Source organism: Burkholderia sp. Bp9140, from assembly GCF_003853425.1.
Taxonomy (GTDB): domain Bacteria; phylum Pseudomonadota; class Gammaproteobacteria; order Burkholderiales; family Burkholderiaceae; genus Burkholderia.
In genome coordinates this window covers 128509-146378 of sequence record NZ_QTPQ01000009.1, presented here as the reverse complement: position 1 = coordinate 146378, position 17870 = coordinate 128509, and the positions used below count along the sequence as shown (strand labels likewise).

General features: G+C 71.3%; 18 protein-coding genes and 1 riboswitch. Of the genes, 7 read left to right on the top strand and 11 right to left on the bottom strand.

Annotation, left to right across the window (positions count from 1 at the left end; genetic code table 11):
* Positions 1-25 precede the first annotated feature (25 nt).
* From DIE21_RS10205 to cbiE, 3 genes are read right to left on the bottom strand one after another with little or no spacing between them, the layout of a single operon-like run.
* Positions 26-757: a cobalt-precorrin-6A reductase gene (locus DIE21_RS10205; protein ID WP_124497584.1), complete on the bottom strand. Its 732-nt coding sequence runs from the start codon at positions 755-757 to the stop codon at positions 26-28.
* Entirely contained in the window at positions 754-1842 is a 1089-nt protein-coding gene (locus DIE21_RS10200) for a cobalt-precorrin-5B (C(1))-methyltransferase (protein ID WP_124497583.1), read from the bottom strand. The genes DIE21_RS10205 and DIE21_RS10200 overlap by 4 nt, the downstream gene beginning before the upstream one ends.
* Positions 1842-3077 (bottom strand): precorrin-6y C5,15-methyltransferase (decarboxylating) subunit CbiE, encoded by a 1236-nt coding sequence (gene cbiE, locus DIE21_RS10195; RefSeq protein ID WP_124497582.1) that lies wholly within the window; start codon positions 3075-3077, stop codon positions 1842-1844. Before cbiE ends, DIE21_RS10200 begins: the two co-directional genes overlap by 1 nt.
* A gap of 203 nt (positions 3078-3280) precedes the next feature.
* Positions 3281-3474, top strand: a riboswitch (cobalamin riboswitch).
* 106 nt (positions 3475-3580) lie between these two features.
* Here cbiE and cobG point away from each other — a divergent pair.
* From cobG to DIE21_RS10170, 5 genes are all read left to right on the top strand, one after another.
* Complete coding sequence (gene cobG, locus DIE21_RS10190; RefSeq protein ID WP_185642750.1) at positions 3581-4942, top strand: precorrin-3B synthase; 1362 nt, start codon at positions 3581-3583, stop codon at positions 4940-4942.
* On the top strand, positions 4935-5561 hold the full coding sequence (locus DIE21_RS10185; RefSeq protein ID WP_124497580.1) for a precorrin-8X methylmutase: 627 nt from the start codon (positions 4935-4937) through the stop codon (positions 5559-5561). The genes cobG and DIE21_RS10185 overlap by 8 nt, the downstream gene beginning before the upstream one ends.
* Positions 5558-6292 (top strand): precorrin-2 C(20)-methyltransferase, encoded by a 735-nt coding sequence (locus tag DIE21_RS10180; RefSeq protein ID WP_124497579.1) that lies wholly within the window; start codon positions 5558-5560, stop codon positions 6290-6292. Before DIE21_RS10185 ends, DIE21_RS10180 begins: the two co-directional genes overlap by 4 nt.
* Positions 6289-7998 carry a precorrin-3B C(17)-methyltransferase gene (gene cobJ, locus DIE21_RS10175; RefSeq protein ID WP_124497578.1) on the top strand — a complete coding sequence of 570 codons (1710 nt, stop codon included), beginning with the start codon at positions 6289-6291 and terminating at the stop codon, positions 7996-7998. The genes DIE21_RS10180 and cobJ overlap by 4 nt, the downstream gene beginning before the upstream one ends.
* Positions 7999-8366: 368 nt before the next feature.
* A complete protein-coding gene (locus tag DIE21_RS10170) occupies positions 8367-9722 on the top strand; it encodes a chitinase (RefSeq protein ID WP_185642749.1) in 1356 nt (451 codons plus the stop codon).
* Positions 9723-9834: 112 nt separating this feature from the next.
* On the opposite strand, the gene DIE21_RS10165 is transcribed toward DIE21_RS10170, so the two are convergent.
* From DIE21_RS10165 to DIE21_RS10150, 4 genes are all read right to left on the bottom strand, one after another.
* Positions 9835-10578 carry an IclR family transcriptional regulator gene (locus tag DIE21_RS10165; RefSeq protein ID WP_124497576.1) on the bottom strand — a complete coding sequence of 248 codons (744 nt, stop codon included), beginning with the start codon at positions 10576-10578 and terminating at the stop codon, positions 9835-9837.
* 60 nt (positions 10579-10638) lie between these two features.
* On the bottom strand, positions 10639-11805 hold the full coding sequence (locus DIE21_RS10160; protein ID WP_124497575.1) for an acyl-CoA dehydrogenase family protein: 1167 nt from the start codon (positions 11803-11805) through the stop codon (positions 10639-10641).
* Positions 11806-11914: 109 nt separating this feature from the next.
* The gene (locus DIE21_RS10155) at positions 11915-13216 is read right to left on the bottom strand and encodes a CitMHS family transporter (protein ID WP_124497574.1); all 1302 of its coding nucleotides are present in this window, start codon (positions 13214-13216) and stop codon (positions 11915-11917) included.
* 116 nt (positions 13217-13332) lie between these two features.
* Positions 13333-14505 carry a CaiB/BaiF CoA-transferase family protein gene (locus DIE21_RS10150; RefSeq protein WP_124497573.1) on the bottom strand — a complete coding sequence of 391 codons (1173 nt, stop codon included), beginning with the start codon at positions 14503-14505 and terminating at the stop codon, positions 13333-13335.
* A gap of 275 nt (positions 14506-14780) precedes the next feature.
* Here DIE21_RS10150 and DIE21_RS10145 point away from each other — a divergent pair, with 275 nt between their 5' ends.
* Both DIE21_RS10145 and DIE21_RS10140 read left to right on the top strand, forming a co-directional pair.
* The gene (locus tag DIE21_RS10145; protein ID WP_124497572.1) at positions 14781-15023 is read left to right on the top strand and encodes a hypothetical protein; all 243 of its coding nucleotides are present in this window, start codon (positions 14781-14783) and stop codon (positions 15021-15023) included.
* A gap of 161 nt (positions 15024-15184) precedes the next feature.
* Entirely contained in the window at positions 15185-15613 is a 429-nt protein-coding gene (locus tag DIE21_RS10140) for an NUDIX hydrolase (protein WP_124497571.1), read from the top strand.
* A gap of 15 nt (positions 15614-15628) precedes the next feature.
* Here DIE21_RS10140 and DIE21_RS10135 read toward each other — a convergent pair whose 3' ends face one another.
* The 4 genes from DIE21_RS10135 to DIE21_RS10120 form a co-directional block, all read right to left on the bottom strand.
* Positions 15629-15955, bottom strand: a complete 327-nt coding sequence (locus tag DIE21_RS10135; protein ID WP_124497570.1) for a low molecular weight protein tyrosine phosphatase family protein — start codon at positions 15953-15955, stop codon at positions 15629-15631.
* Positions 15956-15991: 36 nt separating this feature from the next.
* Positions 15992-16564, bottom strand: a complete 573-nt coding sequence (locus tag DIE21_RS10130) for a DUF1993 family protein (RefSeq protein ID WP_124497569.1) — start codon at positions 16562-16564, stop codon at positions 15992-15994.
* 127 nt (positions 16565-16691) lie between these two features.
* Complete coding sequence (locus tag DIE21_RS10125; RefSeq protein ID WP_124497568.1) at positions 16692-17144, bottom strand: YaiI/YqxD family protein; 453 nt, start codon at positions 17142-17144, stop codon at positions 16692-16694.
* Between the two features lie 75 nt (positions 17145-17219).
* Positions 17220-17828, bottom strand: a complete 609-nt coding sequence (locus DIE21_RS10120; RefSeq protein ID WP_124497567.1) for a VWA domain-containing protein — start codon at positions 17826-17828, stop codon at positions 17220-17222.
* Positions 17829-17870: the final 42 nt, after the last annotated feature.

The window sequence follows — 17870 nt, the reverse complement described above, 5'->3', positions numbered from 1 at the left end:
ATTCATGGGGCAGCCGATTGCGGCATCACATGCGCGCGGCCGGGTCGAGCGCGTCGAGCAGTGCGGCGGCCGAGTCGAACGCGCGGTCGGCGTCGGGCAGCAGCGGTCTTTTCAGCATCACGACCGGCAGCCTGCGTTCGCGCGCGACGTCGAGCTTGGCCTCGGTCGCGGCGCCGCCGCTGTTCTTGCTGACGACGACATCGATGCCCGCGAGCGCGAACAGCGCGCGTTCGCTCTCGAGCGTGAACGGCCCGCGCGCGGCGACGATCTGCGCGCGCGCGTTGCCGGGATGCGGATCGAGGCAGCGCACCAGCCAGAACTGGTGCGGCGGGATCGCGTCGAGATGCGCGAGCGGTTCGCGGCCGAGCGTGAACAGCGGCCGCCGGAACGGCGCGAGCGCGGCCTCGATGCCGGCCCAGTCGTCGACCATCCGCCAGTCGTCGCCGGGCCCCGGCGTCCACGGCGCGCGGCGCAGCGCCCACAGTGGCACGCCCGCGTCGCGCGCGGCTGCTGCTGCGTTCGCGCTGATTTGCGCGGCGTACGGATGCGTCGCGTCGATCACGAGGCCGATGCCGGCGCTGCGCAGATACGCGGCCAGCCCCGCCGCCCCGCCGAAGCCGCCGACGCGGACGTCGCAGCGCAGATCGTCGGGCACCTTGCCGAGGCCCGCGAGGCTGTAGACGTGTCGCGGACCGAGCGCGCGTGCGATCTTCAGCGCGTCGCCGGTGCCGCCGAGCAGCAGGATGCGCGCGCTCATCGTGCGCGCCCGACGAAGCGGCCCTGCCGGTCGATCGCGAACATCTCGACCACGACCGATGCCGGCACGATGTCGCGCACGACCCGCAACGCTTGTGCGCAGACGAGGTCGCCGAGCGGCACGCCGTCGGCCAGCGCAAGCTTCAGCGCTTCCTGGCTGGTATTCGCCGCGCGCATCGCGGCCTGCAGCGCCTCGTTCGCGCCGGCCTCGGCCGCCCACTGCGCGAGCAGCGCCAGGTCGATGCTCGAATGGCGGCTGTGCAGGTCGAGATGGCCGGCCGCGAGCTTGCTGAGCTTGCCGAAGCCGCCGCACATCGACAGGCGCGCGACCGGCGCGCGGCGCAGGTGCTTCAGCACCGCGCCGGCGAAATCGCCCATCTCGATCAGCGCCATGTCGGGCAGGCCGTAGTGCGCGCGCATCGCATCCTCGCTCGCGTTGCCGGTGCATGCGGCGATGTGCGTGATGCCGTTCGCGCGGGCAACGTCGATGCCCTGGTGGATTGACGCGATGTACGCCGAGCACGAGAACGGCCGCACGATGCCGGTCGTGCCGAGGATCGACAAGCCGCCGACGATGCCGAGGCGCGGGTTCATCGTCTTCAGCGCGAGCGCCTCGCCGTCCTCGACGCCGATCGTCACGTCGAAGCCGCCCGCGTAGCCGTATTCGGCCGCGAGCGCGTCGAGGTGCATGGTCATCATCTGGCGCGGCACCGGATTGATCGCCGGTTCGCCGACCGGCAGCGTGAGTCCCGCGCGCGTGACGGTGCCGACACCCGGCCCGGCATGAAAACGCACGCCGGGCGCGGCCGACAGCGCGACGCGCGCGAAGATCAGCGCGCCGTGCGTGACGTCCGGATCGTCGCCGGCATCCTTGATGGTGCCGGCCTCGGCGCCGTCGGCCGTGGTCCGGCAGAACGCGAGCCGCATCATCACGTGCTGTCCCTTCGGCAACACGATCTCGACCGCATCGACCGCGCGGCCCGCGAGCAGCAGGCGCGCGGCGGCGAGCGACGTCGCGGTCGCGCAACTGCCGGTCGTATAGCCGAACCGCAGCGGTGCCGGTTGTTCGGGGGTTTCGTCGCGCATCACGCGAGATCCGGGAGGTCCGTTGCCGCGGCATCGGGCTTGCGCACGTCGTACAGCGTGACCGGCAACGGCTGCCGCCACGTGTCGAAGCGGCCGAGCGGCTCGGCGTGCGCGAGCGATACGCGTGTGAGCGTGCCGCCATGCGCGTCGCGCCATGCGGCGAGCGCCAGCTCGCCCTGCAGCGTGACCGCGTTCGCGACGAGCCGGCCGCCGGGCTTCAGCGCCGACCAGCACGCATCGAGCACGCCCGGCGCGGTCGCGCCGCCGCCGATGAAGATCGCATCGGGCGCGGCGAGCCCCGCGAGCGCATCGGGCGCGCGCCCCGCGACGAGTTGCAGGCCCGGCACGCCGAGCGCGTCGCGGTTGTGTTCGATGAAGCGCTGCCGCTCCGCATGCGACTCGATCGCGATCGCCTGGCACGACGGATGCGCGCGCATCCATTCGATGCCGATCGAGCCGCTGCCCGCGCCGACGTCCCACAACAGTTCGCCGGGCGCGGGCGCGAGGCGGCCGAGCGTCAGCGCGCGCATGTCGCGCTTGGTGAGCTGGCCGTCGTGGCGGTACGCGTCGTCCGGCAGGCCGGGCGTGAGGGCGCGGCGCGGCGCATCGGGGCCGGCCCGGCAGTCGAGCGCGACGAGGTTGAGCGCCGCGGTTTCGGCGATGTGCCAGTCTTGCGCGAGGCCGTCGAGACGCCGCTCGAGCGGGCCGCCGAGATGCTCGAACACGCTGATGCGCGTCGGGCCGAAGCCGCGCGCGGCGAGCTCGGCCGCCACTGTGGCCGGCGTGCGGCCGTCGGCGCTCAGCACGAACAGGCGCCGGCCCGGCAGCAGGTGGCGCGCGAGCGTCGCGAGCGGCCGGCCGACGAGCGACACCGCGCCGACGTCCTGCAGCGCCCAGCCGAGCCGCGCGGCCGCCAGCGACAGCGACGACGGGGCGGGCAGCACGCGCCATTCGTCAGGGGACAGTTCGCGCGCAAGCGTGGCGCCGACGCCGAACAGCATCGGGTCGCCGCTCGCCAGCACGCAGACGGGCGCGCCGCGCCGCGCGAGCAGGCCCGACAGGTCGAACGGCGACGGCCATGGCTCGCGCGCGGCCGGCAGCCGCGCCGGCAGCATGTCGAGGTGCCGCTTCGCGCCGACGACCCGCGTCGCCTCGAGCAGCGCGCGCCGCGCGCTGCGTCCGAGCCCCGCGTAGCCGTCGTCGCCGATGCCCACTACCGTCAGCCACGCCGTCATGCACCCTTCCCCATCGTCCGGTTCCATCGCGTCGCCGCACGGCGGCCGTGAAGGCGCCGGTGCGGACGTCCGCATTGCGAAAGTCGGCATGGTACCGTGTTCCTCCGCGCGTTTCATCTGCGGGCCCACCGGTGCCGGGTCGCGTTCCGCTTCGGACACGGAGCCATTCGGCGGTCGCGAAGCGCCGGTGAAATCGGGTATCCTACGGCCGTTCGTTCGCCGGTGCCCTTCGGGGCCGAAGAGGGAACACAGGGCGCGCCGCGCGCCGCTGTGGCTGCCCCCGCAACTGTAGACAGCGAGCCGATCTCCCCCCCTCATGCCACTGGTTTCACCGGGAAGGCCGGGAGCCGGCGCCGACCTGTCAGCCAGGAGACCTGCCGGCCTGAAAGTGCGTGCGTGCCAGTCGGCGTCGGGCGGGGTGTACCGATGCGTTGGCCGCGGCGCGACACTGTCCCGGTATCCCGTTGAGTTCCGCCCCCGTTTCGATTCCTGCGTCGCCCGTCGTGCGCCCATCGGCTTGCCCGGGGCTCGTGCGCGTCGTCGCGGCCGCCGACGGCGGGCTGTGCCGGATCAAGCTGCCGGGCGGCCGGCTCGACGCGCGGCAGGCACGCGCGATCGCCGCCGCGGCGCGCGCCTGCGGCTCCGGCGCGATCGACGCGACCAATCGCGCGAATCTCCAGCTGCGCGGCATTCGCGATGGCGCGGCCGATCCGCTGGCCAGCGCCCTGCTCGACGCGGGGCTCGGCCCGCGCACGCGCGCCGGCGATGCCGCCGGCGACCGGGCCGCGCTAGCCTCGAGCGACGACGTCCGCAACCTGATGCTCAGCCCGCTCGCCGGGCTCGATCCCGCCGCGCTGCTCGACAGCCGCGCACTCGCGCTGCCGTTGCTCGACATGCTGACGCACGAGCCGCGCCGCGGCGCGCTGTCGCCGAAATTCTCGATCCAGCTCGACGGCGGCGAATCGGTCGCGGCGCTCGATCATCCGCACGACATCTGGCTCGCCGCGCGGCGTCGCGGCGACGGCGCGGTCCGCATCGCCGCGGGCCTGGCTGGCTGTCCGCCGGTCTCGTCCGACGATTCGCCCGCTTCGTTCGACGTGGCGCCGGACCAGGCCGTCGCGCTCGTCCGCGCGTTGCTGCTCGCCTTCCTCGATCTGGCGCCGGCCGACGTCACGCGGATGCGCGCGTTGCTCGCGACGGGCGGCGAACGCGCGTTGCGCGCGCGCGCGCAGCACTACGTCCCCTTCCCGCTCGAGACCGATCCGGCGCTGGCCGGCTGGCGGCGCATGCAAGCGGATGCCGCGCTGCGTTTCGGCGCGCGGCCGTCGCTCGACACGGCGCGCTGCAGCGTCGGCGCGCAGTTCGTGCTCGGCCGGCTCGACGCGACGCAACTGGAGCGGCTCGCGGCACTGGCCGAAGCCGAAGGCGACGCCACGCTATCGATGACGCCGTGGCAAGGCGTGTTCGTGCACGGCGTGCGGCACGCACGCGCGCCGGCCGTGCTCGATGCGCTCGCGTCGCTCGGCCTGGTGTGCACGACATCCGACCCGCTGGCGGCGCTGGTGGCCTGCACCGGGAGCGCGGGCTGCGCGAAGTCGCGCGCCGATACGAAACACGATGCACGCGCGCTGGCCGCGCGCGTCGGCCATCCGGTCGACGTGCACCTGACCGGCTGCGAGCGCCACTGTGCGCTGCCGCACCCGGCGACGCACACGCTCGTCGCCGTCGCGCCCGCACGCTACGACCTTTACCGGCGCGACGCCGCCGCGGGCCTCGGCGCCCCGCTCGCGCGCCATCTGACGATTGACCAGGCCGCGGCCCGACTGACGGGCGCGCGGCACAGCCAGGACACCACCGATGCTTGACTACATTCGCGACGGGCAGGAAATCTACCGCCAGTCGTTCGCGACGATCCGCGCCGAGGCCGACCTGTCGCAGGTTCCGCCCGATCTCGAGAAACTCGCGGTGCGCGTGATCCACGCGTGCGGGATGGTCGATGTCGCCTACGACCTGCGCTTTTCGGCCGGCGCCGGCACGGCGGGCCGCGCGGCACTCGCGGCCGGCGCGCCGATCCTGTGCGACGCGCGGATGGTCGCCGAAGGCATCACGCGCGCGCGGCTGCCGGCCGGCAATCGCGTGACCTGCACGCTCGGCGAACCGGACGTGCCTGAGCTCGCGCGGCATCTCGGCAACACGCGCTCGGCCGCGGCGCTCGAACTGTGGCGCCCGCATCTGGCCGGCAGCGTCGTCGTGATCGGCAACGCACCGACCGCGCTGTTCCACCTGCTCGACATGATCGACGCCGGCGCGCCGCGCCCCGCGTTGATCCTCGGCTTTCCGGTTGGCTTCATCGGCGCGGCCGAGTCGAAGGCGATGCTCGACGCGGACAGCCGCGGCGTGCCGTACGTCACGCTGCTCGGCCGGCGCGGCGGCAGCGCGATGGCGGCCGCCGCGGTCAACGCGCTCGCGACGGAGGCCGAATGACGGCCCCGCGCGGACGCCTGTTCGGGGTCGGCGTCGGCCCCGGCGACCCCGAGCTGATGACGATCAAGGCGCTGCGCGTGCTGCAGGCCGCGCCGGTGGTCGCGTATTTCGTCGCGAAGGGCAAGAAAGGCAATGCCTACGGGATCGTCGAAGCGCACCTGCTCGATGCGCAGACGCAACTGCCGCTCGTCTATCCGGTGACGACCGAGGCACTGCCGCCGCCGCTCTGCTACGAGACGGTGATCGCCGACTTCTACGACACGGCCGCCGAAATCGTCGCGTCGCATCTCGACGCCGGGCGCGACGTCGCGGTGATCTGCGAAGGCGATCCGTTCTTCTACGGGTCCTACATGTACCTGCACGATCGCCTCGCGCCGCGCTACGACACCGAAGTGATCCCGGGCGTGTGCGCGATGCTCGGCGGCACGGCCGTGCTCGGCCAGCCGCTCGTCTATCGCAACCAGAGCCTGTCGGTGCTGTCCGGCGTGCTGCCGGAAGACGAATTGCGCGTGCGGCTCGCGCAGGCCGACGCGGCCGTCGTGATGAAACTCGGCCGCAACTTCGACAAGGTGCGGCGCGTGCTCGACGAACTCGGGCTCGCGAAGCGCGCGCTGTACGTCGAGCGCGCGACGATGGCGACCCAGCGCATCGTGCCGCTCGACGACGTCGATCCGATGGCGTCGCCGTATTTTTCGCTGCTCGTCGTGCCGGGGGAAAAATGGCAAGGATGACGACTCCGCCCGCGATCGTGATTCTCGGCGCGGGCGCGCTCGATACCGCGCGGCGCATCCAGGCGCGTTATCCGGGGGCGCTCGTGCACGGGCTCGCGTCGCGCGTCGACGCCGACGTGCCGTTCGACGAACTCGGCGCGCACCTGCGCGGGCTTTACGCGCGCGGCCTGCCGATCGTCGCGCTGTGCGCGGCCGGCATCGTGATCCGTTGCGTCGCGCCCGCGCTGGCCGACAAGGGTGTCGAGCCGCCCGTGCTCGCGGTCGCGGAAGACGGCTCGGCCGTCGTGCCGCTGCTCGGCGGACTGACGGGCGTCAACCTGGTCGCGCGCGAAATCGCCGAATGCCTGGGCGTCGCCCCGGCGATCACGACGAGCGGCGAACTGCGCTTCGGCGCGTGCGTGCTCAATCCGCCCGACGGCTATGCGCTTGCCGATCTCCAGCAAGGCAAGCGGTTCGTGTCGGACCTGCTCGCGGGTGCGGCCACGCGCATCGACGGCGCGGCACCGTGGCTCGACGACGTCGCGCTGCCGCGCGACGACGCGGCAGCGCATGCGATCCGCGTGACGCCCGATGCGTGGCGCGGCGCGCGCGACGAACTCGTGATCCATCCGCGCAGCGTCGTGGTCGGCATCGACGCACGTGGCGTGCGGGCCGATGTGTCGCCGTCGCTCGCCGAACGCATCGACGCGCTGCTGGACGTACACGGCCTCGCGCGGCTGGCGCTCGCCGCGCTCGTCGCGCCAACGACGTTGCTCGGCGATGCGCGGGTCGAAGCGGCGGCGCACACGCTGGGCGTGCCGCTGCGCTTCACCGATGTCGAAGGCGACACCGATGCCGCCGCCGTGCTCGGCAGCACGTTGCGCGTGGCACACACGGTGCGCGCAACCTCCGGCGGCCTCGCGTGCGCGGTCGCTGCGCAACCCGTCGATCCCGCCGCGCTCGGCCGTGCGCGCGGCCGCCTGACGGTGTTGGGCCTCGGCCCGGGCGATGCCGCGTGGCTCACGCCCGCCGCGCGCAGCGCGCTCGCGGAAGCGACCGATATCCTCGGCTACACGACCTACGTGACGATGGCCGGCCCGTTCCGCGCGGACCAGCGCGTACACGGCACCGACAATCGCGAGGAAATGCAGCGTGCGCGCCATGCGTTCGAACTGGCGGCCCAGGGCCGGCGCGTTGCGGTCGTGTCGTCGGGCGACCCGGGCGTGTTCGCGATGGCCGCGGCCGTGCTCGAAGCGCTCGACGAAGCGCGCGACCCGCACTGGGCCGCGGTCGAGCTGCGCGTCGAACCCGGCGTATCGGCGTCGCTCGCGACCGCCGCGCAGGCCGGCGCGCCGCTCGGCCACGATTTCTGCGCGATCTCGCTGTCGGACAACCTGAAGCCGTGGGACGTGATCGAGACGCGCCTGCGGCATGCGGCGCAAGCCGATCTGGTGATGGCGTTCTACAACCCGATCTCGCGTGCGCGGCCGTGGCAGCTCGATCGTGCGCTCGATGCCGTGCGCGCGCATCGCGCGGCCGATACGGTCGTCGTGCTCGGCCGCGATATCGGGCGACCCGGCGCGACGCTCGTGACGACGACCCTCGGCGCGCTGCGCAGCGATCAGGTCGACATGCGCACGATGGTGATCGTCGGCTCGTCGACGACGCGGCGTTTCGCGATCGGCGACGGCCGCGAGTGGGTGTATACGCCGCGTTGGTATCGCTGAATGCGGCCGCGCAACGCGCGGCCGGCGCACATCGCGCGATGTCGGTGATCCGCATGCCGGCCTGCGTTGCCGGTTCGCCGGAACCGGTTCATGCATGCGCCGGCCGTGCCCGGCGGCACGGGTCGAGCGTCGCGCGCGTCAGCTTCACCGCGCCATCGGGCGGAAAAATCGCCCGCCCCGCGTTTCGACATGCGCGCGAATCGGCAAGATTGTTACGTGTCGAGAATCGAATAACGAAAAGAACACCTAAGTATTCACGATTCGGCGCGAATCCTCCAAGATGAGCACGCCGCCGGCCGGGCATGCCCGGTCGCCCGCCCGGCGGCGATACGCGGGCCAGCGTATCCCTCTTCCACTTGGAGAACACAATGAACAACGACGTGTTGCCGCGATTCAACCCGCGCGCGCTTGCCGCGGGCTGTCTGCTCGCCGTGGCGAGCGTGTCCCACGGCGCCGGCGCCTATGCGCCCTTCGTCGACGTGACGCTCTACCCGACGCCGCTCGTCGACCGGATCGGCGTCCAGCAAGGCATCCAGCAGTTCACGCTCGCGTTCGTGGTCGCGGGCAGCGGCTGCGCGCCGTCCTGGGGCGGCGTGCAGCCGATCGGCAATGGCGCGGGCGGCGATCTGCTCGCGTCGCTGTCGACGTCGATCGCGAGCTATCGCGCGAAAGGCGGCGAGATCGCCGTCTCGTTCGGCGGCGCGAACGGCACGCCGCTGATGCAGGCGTGCTCGACCGTTCCCGCACTGAAGACGGCCTACCAGACCGTGATCGACACCTACGGCCTCACGCATGTCGACTTCGACATCGAGGGCGCGTCGCAGCAGGACGGCGCCGCCGTCGCCCGCAACTTCCAGGCGCTCGCGCAACTGCAGTCCGACTACGCGGCGAAAGGCAAGCCGCTGCACGTGACGCTGACGCTGCCGACGATGCCGACCGGGCTCACGCAGGATGGCGTGAACGTCGTCACCGCGGCCATCGCGAACAAGGTCGCGTTCGACGCGGTGAACCTGATGACGATGGACTACGGCCCCGCGAACATCGACATGGGCGCGGCCGCGATCAGCGCCGCGCAGGCGCTCTACGCGCAGCTCGACACGGCGTTCAAGTCGGCGGGCCAGCCGAAGACCGGCGCTCAACTTTGGCAGATGGTGGGCGTCACGCCGATGATCGGGATGAACGACGTGCAGGGCGAAACCTTCACGCTCGCGAATGCGCAGGGCGTGCTGAATGCGGCGATCGGCAACGGCTACGGTTTCTTCGGCAACTGGTCGGTCGGCCGCGATCGGCCGTGCCCGAACAACGGCGCGTATGTGGCGCCGACCTGCTCGGGCATCGTGCAGCAGCCGTACGCGTTCGCGGCGATCTTCCGCAAGCTCGACGGCAAGTGGGGTACGGGCGTCACGCAGGATCCGAACTATGGAGGCGGCTCCGACGGCGGCACGCCGCAGCCCGGCGCACCCTGGTCGGCCGGCCAGGTCTATACGGCCGGCGCGACGGTCACGTACCAGGGCACGACGTACCAGGCGCAATGGTGGACGCAGGGCGACGTGCCTGGCCAGGCGAGCGTGTGGAAAGCGATCGGCGGCGGCACGGCAACGTGGTCGGCAACGACCGCGTACCAGGGTGGCACGTGCGTGATGTACCAAGGTGCGAAATACTGCGCGAAATGGTGGACGCAAGGCGACAACCCGAGCGCCGGCGGCGTGTGGGTGAAGTCGTGACGCCGGCACGCGCCGGCGCGTGACATGCCGGCCGCGGCCGTTCCCGGGCGCTGTCCGGCGCCACGGCGAACGGCCGCCGAAGCAGGCGCCCCGCCCTGCTTCGCGGCCCTTGCTAGCCGCGCCCCTGCTCGGCCAGCAGCCGCGCCTTCGCATCGACCAGCAGCACCGCATGCGTATCGCGATGCTGGCGGATCCGCTCGGTCGGCCCGACGACCGACAGCCCGTACCAGTCGCCGTCGAGCGTCAGCGCGACCGCGATCGCCGACAGCTCGGGCGCGCTTTCGCCGAAGTTCTCGGCCCAGCCGAGTGCGCGAAACCGCGCGGTTTGTGCGACGAGCGCCGGCAGGTCGGTCACCGTCGCATCGGTGAAGCGTTCGAACGAAAGTTGCGCGCCGAGCGCCTGCTGCGCATCGCTCGCGAGTTCCGCGAAGATCGCCTTGCCGATCGAGTTCGCATGCAGCGGGCGCAGCTCGCCCGGCTGGCGCGTATAGCGGATCGCCTGCTCGGACTCGACGACGTCGAGATACGTGACCGACGCGCCGTGGATCTTGCCGAGCACGGCCGTCTCGCGGCTGGCATCGCGCAGCGCGACCAGATGCGGATGCACGATGTCGACGACGGGATCGGTCGCGTCGATCGCGGCGGCGATCGTCTGCAGGCGCCGCGTGGGGTAGTAGCCGCCGCGCTTGCGCACCTCGTACAGATAGCCGCGGCTCACGAGCGTGCGCGCCATCGCCAGGCAGCTCGACGCCGGCACATTGAGCAGGCGCGCGAGTTCGGTGAGCGGCAGCGGCCGCCGTTCGGCGGCGAACAGCTCGAACAGGTCGAGCGTGCGGGCAACGAGTTTGACGTCCATGACGAGCGCTTGATTCGGAACGGGAAACCGCGCGCCGGGCCGGCCGCCGGGTCGGTACGGTCAGTACGACTTCGGCAGCCCGAGCACCTTCTCCGCGATGTAGCACAGGATCAGTTGCGGACTCACGGGCGCGAGCCTCGGAATCATACACTCGCGCAGGTAGCGCTCGACATGGTATTCCTTCGCGTAGCCCATCCCGCCGTGCGTCGCGATCGCCGTCTGGCACGCCTGGAACGCGGCTTCCGCGCCGAGGTACTTCGCGGCGTTCGCCTCGGCCCCGCACGACTGCCCCGCGTCGTAGCGCGTCGCGGCCTTCATCACCATCAGCCACGCGGCCTCGAGCTGCATCCACGCCTGCGCGAGCGGATGCTGGATCGACTGGTTCTGCCCGATCGGCCGGCCGAACACGACACGCTCGCACGCATACTGCGTCGCGCGCCGCAGCGCGGCCTGCCCGAGCCCGATCGCCTCGGCGGCGATCAGGATCCGCTCGGGGTTCAGCCCGTGCAGCAGGTAGCGGAAGCCGTCGCCCTCGTTGCCGATCAGATCGGCGCGCGGCACGCGCAGGTTGTCGATGAACAGCATGTTCGAATCGACGGCCTTGCGGCCCATTTTCTCGATCTCGCGCACCTCGACGCGCGAACGGTCGAGGTCGGTGTAGAACAGGCTCAGCCCGTCGGTCGGCTTCGCGACCTGGTCGAGCGGCGTCGTGCGCGCGATGATCAGCATCTTGTTCGCGACCTGCGCGGTCGAGATCCAGATCTTGCGGCCGCTCAGCACGTAATGGTCGCCGTCGCGGCGCGCCTGGGTGCTCAGGTGCGTCGTGTCGAGGCCCGCGTCGGGCTCGGTCACCGCGAAGCAGGCCTTGTCGCGTCCGGCGATCAGCGGCGGCAGGAAGCGCGCCTTCTGCGCGTCGTTGCCGAACACCTGCACCGGGTTCAGCCCGAAGATGTTCATGTGGACGGCCGAGGCGCCGGACAGGCCGGCGCCCGACGCGCTGATCGCGCGCATCATCAGCGCGGCCTCGGTCATCCCGAGCCCGGCGCCGCCGTGGGCCGGGTCCATCGCGATGCCGAGCCAGCCGGCCTCGGCGAGCGCCGCGTGGAAGTCGGACGGAAACCCGCCCGCGCGATCGCGTTCGAGCCAGTAATCGTCGCCGAAGCGTTCGCAGATTTTCTCGATCGCGCTTTCGATCGCGCGCTGGTCGTCGGTCAGGTCGAACTGCATGGATTGCTCTCCAGGAAAACGTGAACGGCCGCGCGATTCCCCATACGACGCCGGGCTTGGAGGGGCCGCCTCGGTGGAAGCCGGCGCGGCGCGACAGGTACGCGGACGCTCACAACGGAAACACGCCCGCCACGACCGCGGCGAAGACCATCAGCACGGTGGCGGCGAACAGGAACGGAATCGTGAATTTCTGGTGCTCGGCCAGCTCGACGCCGGTCAGGCCGACGATCAGGAACGTCGCGGGCGTGAGCGGGCTGACCGGAAAACCGGTCGTCATCTGGCCGAGCAGCGCGGCCTGCGCCATCTGGATCGGCGGCACGCCGAGCAGCTTCGCGCTTTCCGCGAGCACCGGCAGCACGCCGAAGTAGAACGAATCCGGATCGAACAGCAGGCTGAGCGGCATCGACAGCAGGCCGAGCACGAACGGCAGGTGGCGCGCATGCTCGACCGGCACGTGCGCGACGACGACCTCGGCCATCGCCTTCAGCATTCCGGTGCCGGACATGATTCCCGTGAACGCGCCGGCCGCGAGCAGCACGCTCGCCATCATCAGCGCGGCCTTCGCATGCGCGTCGATCCGCTCGCGTTGCGCCTGCACGTCCGGATAGTTGATCACGAGCGCGGCCACCGTGCCGAGCATGAACATCACCATCGGATCGACGATGCCCGACACCAGCGTGCCGAGCACGACGAGCGTCAGCGCCAGGTTGATCCGGAAGCGCCCGGGCCGGCGCAGCGCGCGTTCGGCGTCGGTCAGCACGCGCGGTGCGATCGCGAGCAACGCCGCGCCCGCGCGATCGAGCCCGAGCCGCTTCGCCTCGCGCACACCCAGCACGTAGGCGGTGCCGAACACGAACACGAGCCCGACGAGTTGCACCGGGATCATCGGCATGAAGATCGCCGAGCCGGGAATGTGCAGCGCGGCCGATGCGCGCAGCATCGGCCCGACCCACGGCAGGAAGTTGACGCCGGCCGCCATCGACGCGACGCACGCGAGGATCCGCCGGTCCATCCCGAGCCGCGTATAGAGCGGCATCATCGCGGGCAGCGTGACGAGAAACGTGACGGCGCCCGAGCCGTCCAGGTGGATCAGCAGCGCGAGCAGCGCCGAGCCGACCACGATGCGCGGCGGATGGCAGCCGATCACGCGCAGCACGCCCGCGATGATCGGGTCGAGCATCCCCGCATCGGTGAGGATTCCGAAAAATAGAATCGCAAAAACGAACATCCCGGCGATCGGGCCGATGTTCTGCACGCCGTGCACGATGAACTTTCCGGTCGAGAGTCCGAAGCCGGCCGCGAGCGACGCGGCCACCGGCACGACGATCAGTGCGACGAGCGGCGACAGCCGCTTCGTGATGATCAGGCCGAACAGCGCGACGATCGCGATCGCGCCGATCCATGCGAGCATGATGTGTCTCCTCTTGTGCCGCCGCGCATCGGTGGCGGTGCGGCGTGATGTCCGAAGCGTCGCGCGGTCGTGCGGCGGCGCCGGACGCCATCGCACGGGCACGGCCGCCATGCGTGTCAGTTCCGGCGCGTGCCGCTGTCGGTGCTGTCGCGTTCGTCGTCGGCAAACACCTGCGCCGCATGTTCGTTCAGCGCGGGCGGCGGCCGCCGGTACGTGGCCGGCGTGCGGCCGAGCTTGATCGGCGACGCGATGCCGCGATGCCGGCCCAGTTCGACCTTCATCCGCCGATGCGCGACGTGCGGATGGTCGAGCGCCGCGTCGAGCCCGAGCACGGGCGCGCACGGCACGCCGCGGCGCATCAGCTGCTCGGCGAGCGCCGCGCCGTCGTGCGCGGCCAGCGCCGTTTCGAGCAGCGCGCGCAGCGCTGCGCGGTTCGCGCTGCGCGCGCGGTTGTCGGCGAAGCGCGGGTCGTCGGGCCAGTCGCGCGTGCCGAGCACGTCGCACAACGCGGCGAACTGCCCGTTGTTGCCGACCGCGAGAAAAATGTCGACGCTCGCGGTCGGAAAGCTGTCGTACGGCGTGATGTTCGGATGCGCGTTGCCGGTGCGCACCGGCGCCTTCCCGGAATGGAAGAAATTCGGCGTATGCGGATGCAGGATCGACAGCGCGCAGTCGAACAGCGTCGATTCGACGAACTGGCCGCGCCCGCTCGCATCGCGCTCGCGCAGCGCCATCAGCACGCCGAGCGCCGCGTTCAGCCCGGTGACGAGATCGACGATCGGCACGCCGACGCGCAGCGGCGCGCCCCCTGCTTCGCCGTTCACGCTCATCAGGCCGGCCAGCGCCTGCACCGCCGCGTCGTAGCCGGGCAGCCCGCCGAGCGGGCCGTCCGCGCCGAAGCCCGACACGCGGCAATGGACGAGGCGCGGAAAGCGCGCATGCAGCGCGTCGAAGCCGAGCCCCCAGCGTTCCATCGTGCCGATCTTGAAGTTCTCGACCAGCGCGTCGGCGTGCTCGAGCAGGCCGAGCAGCCGCTCGCGATCGTCCGGCTTCGTCAGGTCGAGCGCGATGCCGAGCTTGTTGCGGTTCACGCCGAGGAAATACGACGCGGTGTCGCCGTCGAACGGCGGGCCCCAGGTGCGCGTCTCGTCGCCCGACGGCGGTTCGACCTTGATCACCTCCGCGCCGTGGTCGGCGAGGATCTGCGTCGCGTACGGGCCGCCCAGCACCCGCGACAGATCGATGATGCGCAACCCCGCCAACGCGCCTTGCTGCTGCAGCTCCGCCATGCGTCTCGCTCCTGCTTCCGGTTGATCGGATCGCCGGTTTCGTCGGGCCGGCATCGGCGCGCCCCGACTTCCCGGACTGTGAAGGTTAATTCTTGTGCGTGAATTTATATTCACACTCAGGAATTTTATTGTCAAGCCGGACATGCGGCATCCGCCGCGCGGATCGCGCGGCCGCGCCCAACCGGGGACGACACCGAGCGCGCGCCGGTTGCGGCGCCCTGCCGCCGTTCGCTAAGCTCGTGGAACGTGCTTATCTGGCGAAAGACGGAGATTTCATGAAACGCATGCTGTTCGCGGCCATCGTGCTGGCGTCGACGCTGGGCGCCGCCCGCGCGCAAACTCAGACCTTCCATTTTGGCGAGGGACAATTACAGCCGCGGGCCGCCGCGCCGACGGCTCGGCCGGCGCCCACGCGCCCGCATGTGACGGCGCCGCCGCATCATCGGCGTACCGTCCACAAACGGCGCCACGGGCGGTCCGGGAAGCCGGCGCGCTCGGGGATCGACACGCACGCGTGACGCGATGCGCGTTGCGCGAGGCAACGCACGGAACTGTCACGAATGCCCGGTATGATCGGCGCGGCGGCTTTCATGCCGTCGTGCCCGTCGATCGGGCGACCGGCCGGCAGCCCCGGTCGACGCGCATTTTCCTCCACCATTCAGCACCCGTTTTGCCGAACATGAATACCGGGCCGGATACCGTCGCCAGCATCAAGGAACGCGCCACGATCGTGTGCCGCCAGCGCAGCAGCGTGCTGCTGGTCGCCCGTACCGCCGCGCGCTGGTCGCTGCCGGGCGGCACGATCCGGCGCGGCGAGACGCCGCTCGAGGCCGCGCAGCGGGAACTGGCGGAGGAAACGCGGCTGGAGGGACTCGCGCTCGACTACGCGGTGCAGTTCGGCGGCCTCACGAAGCTCCATCACGTGTTCGTGGCCGAGGTGCCGAAACACCTGACCCCGCGCGCGAGCAACGAGATCGCGCGCTGCAAGTGGTTCGACGTCGAGCGGCTCGAGACGCTGCGCGCGAGCGTGCCGACCCGCAAGATCATCGAACTGCTGCACCTCGATCGTTTTTCGGCGTTCGTGGACGGGGCGCATCGGGCGCGTTGAGCCGACCCGCGCCGGTCACGCGCGCAGAAACGGCCCGGCCTTGCGTTCGAGCAGCGCGACCAGTTCGGGCTGCATGTACGCATAGCGGTCGGGAATGTCGAGACAGACGATCTTCTTGTGCTTCAACCGGGCGCCGAACCGCGCGGACAGCCTCGCCTTGTGTGTGCGCTCCATCACGAACACGATCTCGGCCCATTCGAGCTGCGCCGCGCACAAACGCGTGTCCGCGTCGGGCGCGAGGCCCGCGGAGTCGGTTTCGACGCCCGGCCAGGCGGCGAACAACGCCTCGGCCGTCGGGCTGCGCAGCCGGTTGCGGCTGCAGACGAACAGCGCCCGCGTCATGCCGGAGCGCCGCGGCCGGGGCGTCCGCTCATCCGTTCAACCTTGCGGAATCGTGCCGGGCCGCACGTACGCCAGCATGTGCGGCACGTAGTCGGCCTTGCCGAGCTCGACGCCGTCATGGCGCAGGATCGCGTATGCGGCGATCGCGTGAAAGTAGAACTGCGGCAGCGCCCAGTCGCGCACGTACTGCTCGCCCGTCATGTCGAACGCGATGCCGTTCGGCAGCTCGAGCGTGATCGGCAGCGCGGCGCCGCCATCGAGCGCGTCGGGCGCGAGTTCGCCGAGGAATGCGATCGTGCCGGCGAGGATGCCCTGCGCGTCGCTCAGCGTGCCCGGCTGCGCATCGGCATGCCAGCCGGCTTCCCGCAGTGCCAGCAACGCAGCCGGCAGCGGCTCGCCGCGCAGCCGGTAGACGGGCTCCATCGCCTGGAAGCACGAGAACCGCACCTGTGCGGCGAGCGGATACATGTCGGGCGCCAGCTTCAGCGTCAGCATCGCATCGGGCGCGTCGCCGGCGGCCTGCCGGTGCGCCGCGGCCTTGTCGAGCCACGCGGATTGCGCGCGCAGCATCTGGGTCAACGTCGGAACGAGAAGTTGGGTCGGTGACATCCATGCCCTCCGATGGGTCGTTCGCGCCACGATATCAAGGTCGCGGCGAATCCGTATTCTGCCGTAGCCGACGATTCGACGCGAAACCGGTGACGTATCGCATGCCGGACGACCGGCGCCCGGTGCGTCAGGGCTTGCCGTGGCGTGCCAGGAACCGGTCGAGCTGCGACGCGAACGCCTTGCCGTCGCGTGCGCTGAACGGCGCCGGCCCGCCCGTGTCGATGCCCGCGCTGCGCAGTTGATCCATCATCGCGCGCGTCGACAGGCGTTCCTCGATGTTCTCGCGGCTGAACCAGTTGCCGCGCGGGTCGAGCGCATGCGCGCCCTTGTCGAGGACGGCCGCGGCCAGCGGGATGTCGGCGGTGATCACGAGATCGCCGGCTTCCGCGAGCTCGACGATCCGCGCATCGGCCACGTCGAAGCCGGCCGGCACCTGCAGCGCCTTGATGAACGGCGACGGCGGCGTGCGCAGGAACTGGTTCGCGACCAGCGTCACGCAGATCTCGGCACGACGCGCGGCGCGAAACAGCATGTCCTTGATGACGGCGGGACACGCGTCGGCATCGACGAGTACTTGCATGGCAGGCATTCCGGTGAGCAGAAACGGCGATCATAGCGCAGCGCCGGCGATCGTCCCGCGCGGCCGCTGATACGATCAGCCGGTCAGCCCGGTGCACAGCGACGCGGCCGTCCTCCATTGCGCGCCCCACGCATCGGCGAGCCGCCTGCCCTGCCCGAGCCGCACGGCCGCGTCATCGAAATCGACGAACACGACATGATCGGCCGCCGCCGGTTTCGGCGGCGTGTCGCGCGTGCGTCCGTCGGACAGCACCCACAGCCAGCGCTGCTGGTCCGGCGTACGCCGTGCAGCGTGCGCCAGCAGTTGCGCGGCGGCCGCGATGCCGTCCGCGAGCGGCGTGCCGCCGCCGCCGTCCACCGGTTCGAGCCAGCGTGCATTCCACCAGCGCGGCACGGCCGGGCCGAAACGCCGTGCGGCGCCGTCGCCGCCGAAGCAGATCAGCGCGGTTTCCACACGCTCGCGCGCGGCCTGATCGAAGTACGCGACGATCAACCCTTTCGCGAGCGCGAGCCGTTCGTGCGACAGCATCGACGCCGAACAGTCGAGCACGAAACAATGGAGTGCGCGCGGTGTGCCGGCCTGTTTGCGGAAACGCAGATGGTCGGCGTGCAGCGGACCGCCGCGCTTCGCGGCGAGCGTCGCCGGCCACGCAACGGCCGTGCCGGCACGCGCCGACCCCGGCACGCACGCGGCGGCGCCTGGCTGCCATCGAGCACCGCGAACGGC

Bases quoted from the DNA above. Each gene is read 5' to 3' on its own strand.
- DIE21_RS10140 (WP_124497571.1), top strand. From the start codon at position 15,185: ATGAATACCGGGCCGGATACCGTCGCCAGCATCAAGGAACGCGCCACG.
- DIE21_RS10135 (WP_124497570.1), bottom strand. From the start codon at position 15,955: ATGACGCGGGCGCTGTTCGTCTGCAGCCGCAACCGGCTGCGCAGCCCG.
- DIE21_RS10170 (WP_185642749.1), top strand. From the start codon at position 8,367: ATGAACAACGACGTGTTGCCGCGATTCAACCCGCGCGCGCTTGCCGCG.
- DIE21_RS10165 (WP_124497576.1), bottom strand. From the start codon at position 10,578: ATGGACGTCAAACTCGTTGCCCGCACGCTCGACCTGTTCGAGCTGTTC.
- DIE21_RS10145 (WP_124497572.1), top strand. From the start codon at position 14,781: ATGAAACGCATGCTGTTCGCGGCCATCGTGCTGGCGTCGACGCTGGGC.
- DIE21_RS10200 (WP_124497583.1), bottom strand. From the start codon at position 1,842: ATGCGCGACGAAACCCCCGAACAACCGGCACCGCTGCGGTTCGGCTAT.
- DIE21_RS10130 (WP_124497569.1), bottom strand. From the start codon at position 16,564: ATGTCACCGACCCAACTTCTCGTTCCGACGTTGACCCAGATGCTGCGC.
- DIE21_RS10180 (WP_124497579.1), top strand. From the start codon at position 5,558: ATGACGGCCCCGCGCGGACGCCTGTTCGGGGTCGGCGTCGGCCCCGGC.
- DIE21_RS10205 (WP_124497584.1), bottom strand. From the start codon at position 757: ATGAGCGCGCGCATCCTGCTGCTCGGCGGCACCGGCGACGCGCTGAAG.
- DIE21_RS10155 (WP_124497574.1), bottom strand. From the start codon at position 13,216: ATGCTCGCATGGATCGGCGCGATCGCGATCGTCGCGCTGTTCGGCCTG.
- cobJ (WP_124497578.1), top strand. From the start codon at position 6,289: ATGACGACTCCGCCCGCGATCGTGATTCTCGGCGCGGGCGCGCTCGAT.
- DIE21_RS10125 (WP_124497568.1), bottom strand. From the start codon at position 17,144: ATGCAAGTACTCGTCGATGCCGACGCGTGTCCCGCCGTCATCAAGGAC.
- DIE21_RS10160 (WP_124497575.1), bottom strand. From the start codon at position 11,805: ATGCAGTTCGACCTGACCGACGACCAGCGCGCGATCGAAAGCGCGATC.
- cbiE (WP_124497582.1), bottom strand. From the start codon at position 3,077: ATGACGGCGTGGCTGACGGTAGTGGGCATCGGCGACGACGGCTACGCG.
- DIE21_RS10185 (WP_124497580.1), top strand. From the start codon at position 4,935: ATGCTTGACTACATTCGCGACGGGCAGGAAATCTACCGCCAGTCGTTC.
- DIE21_RS10150 (WP_124497573.1), bottom strand. From the start codon at position 14,505: ATGGCGGAGCTGCAGCAGCAAGGCGCGTTGGCGGGGTTGCGCATCATC.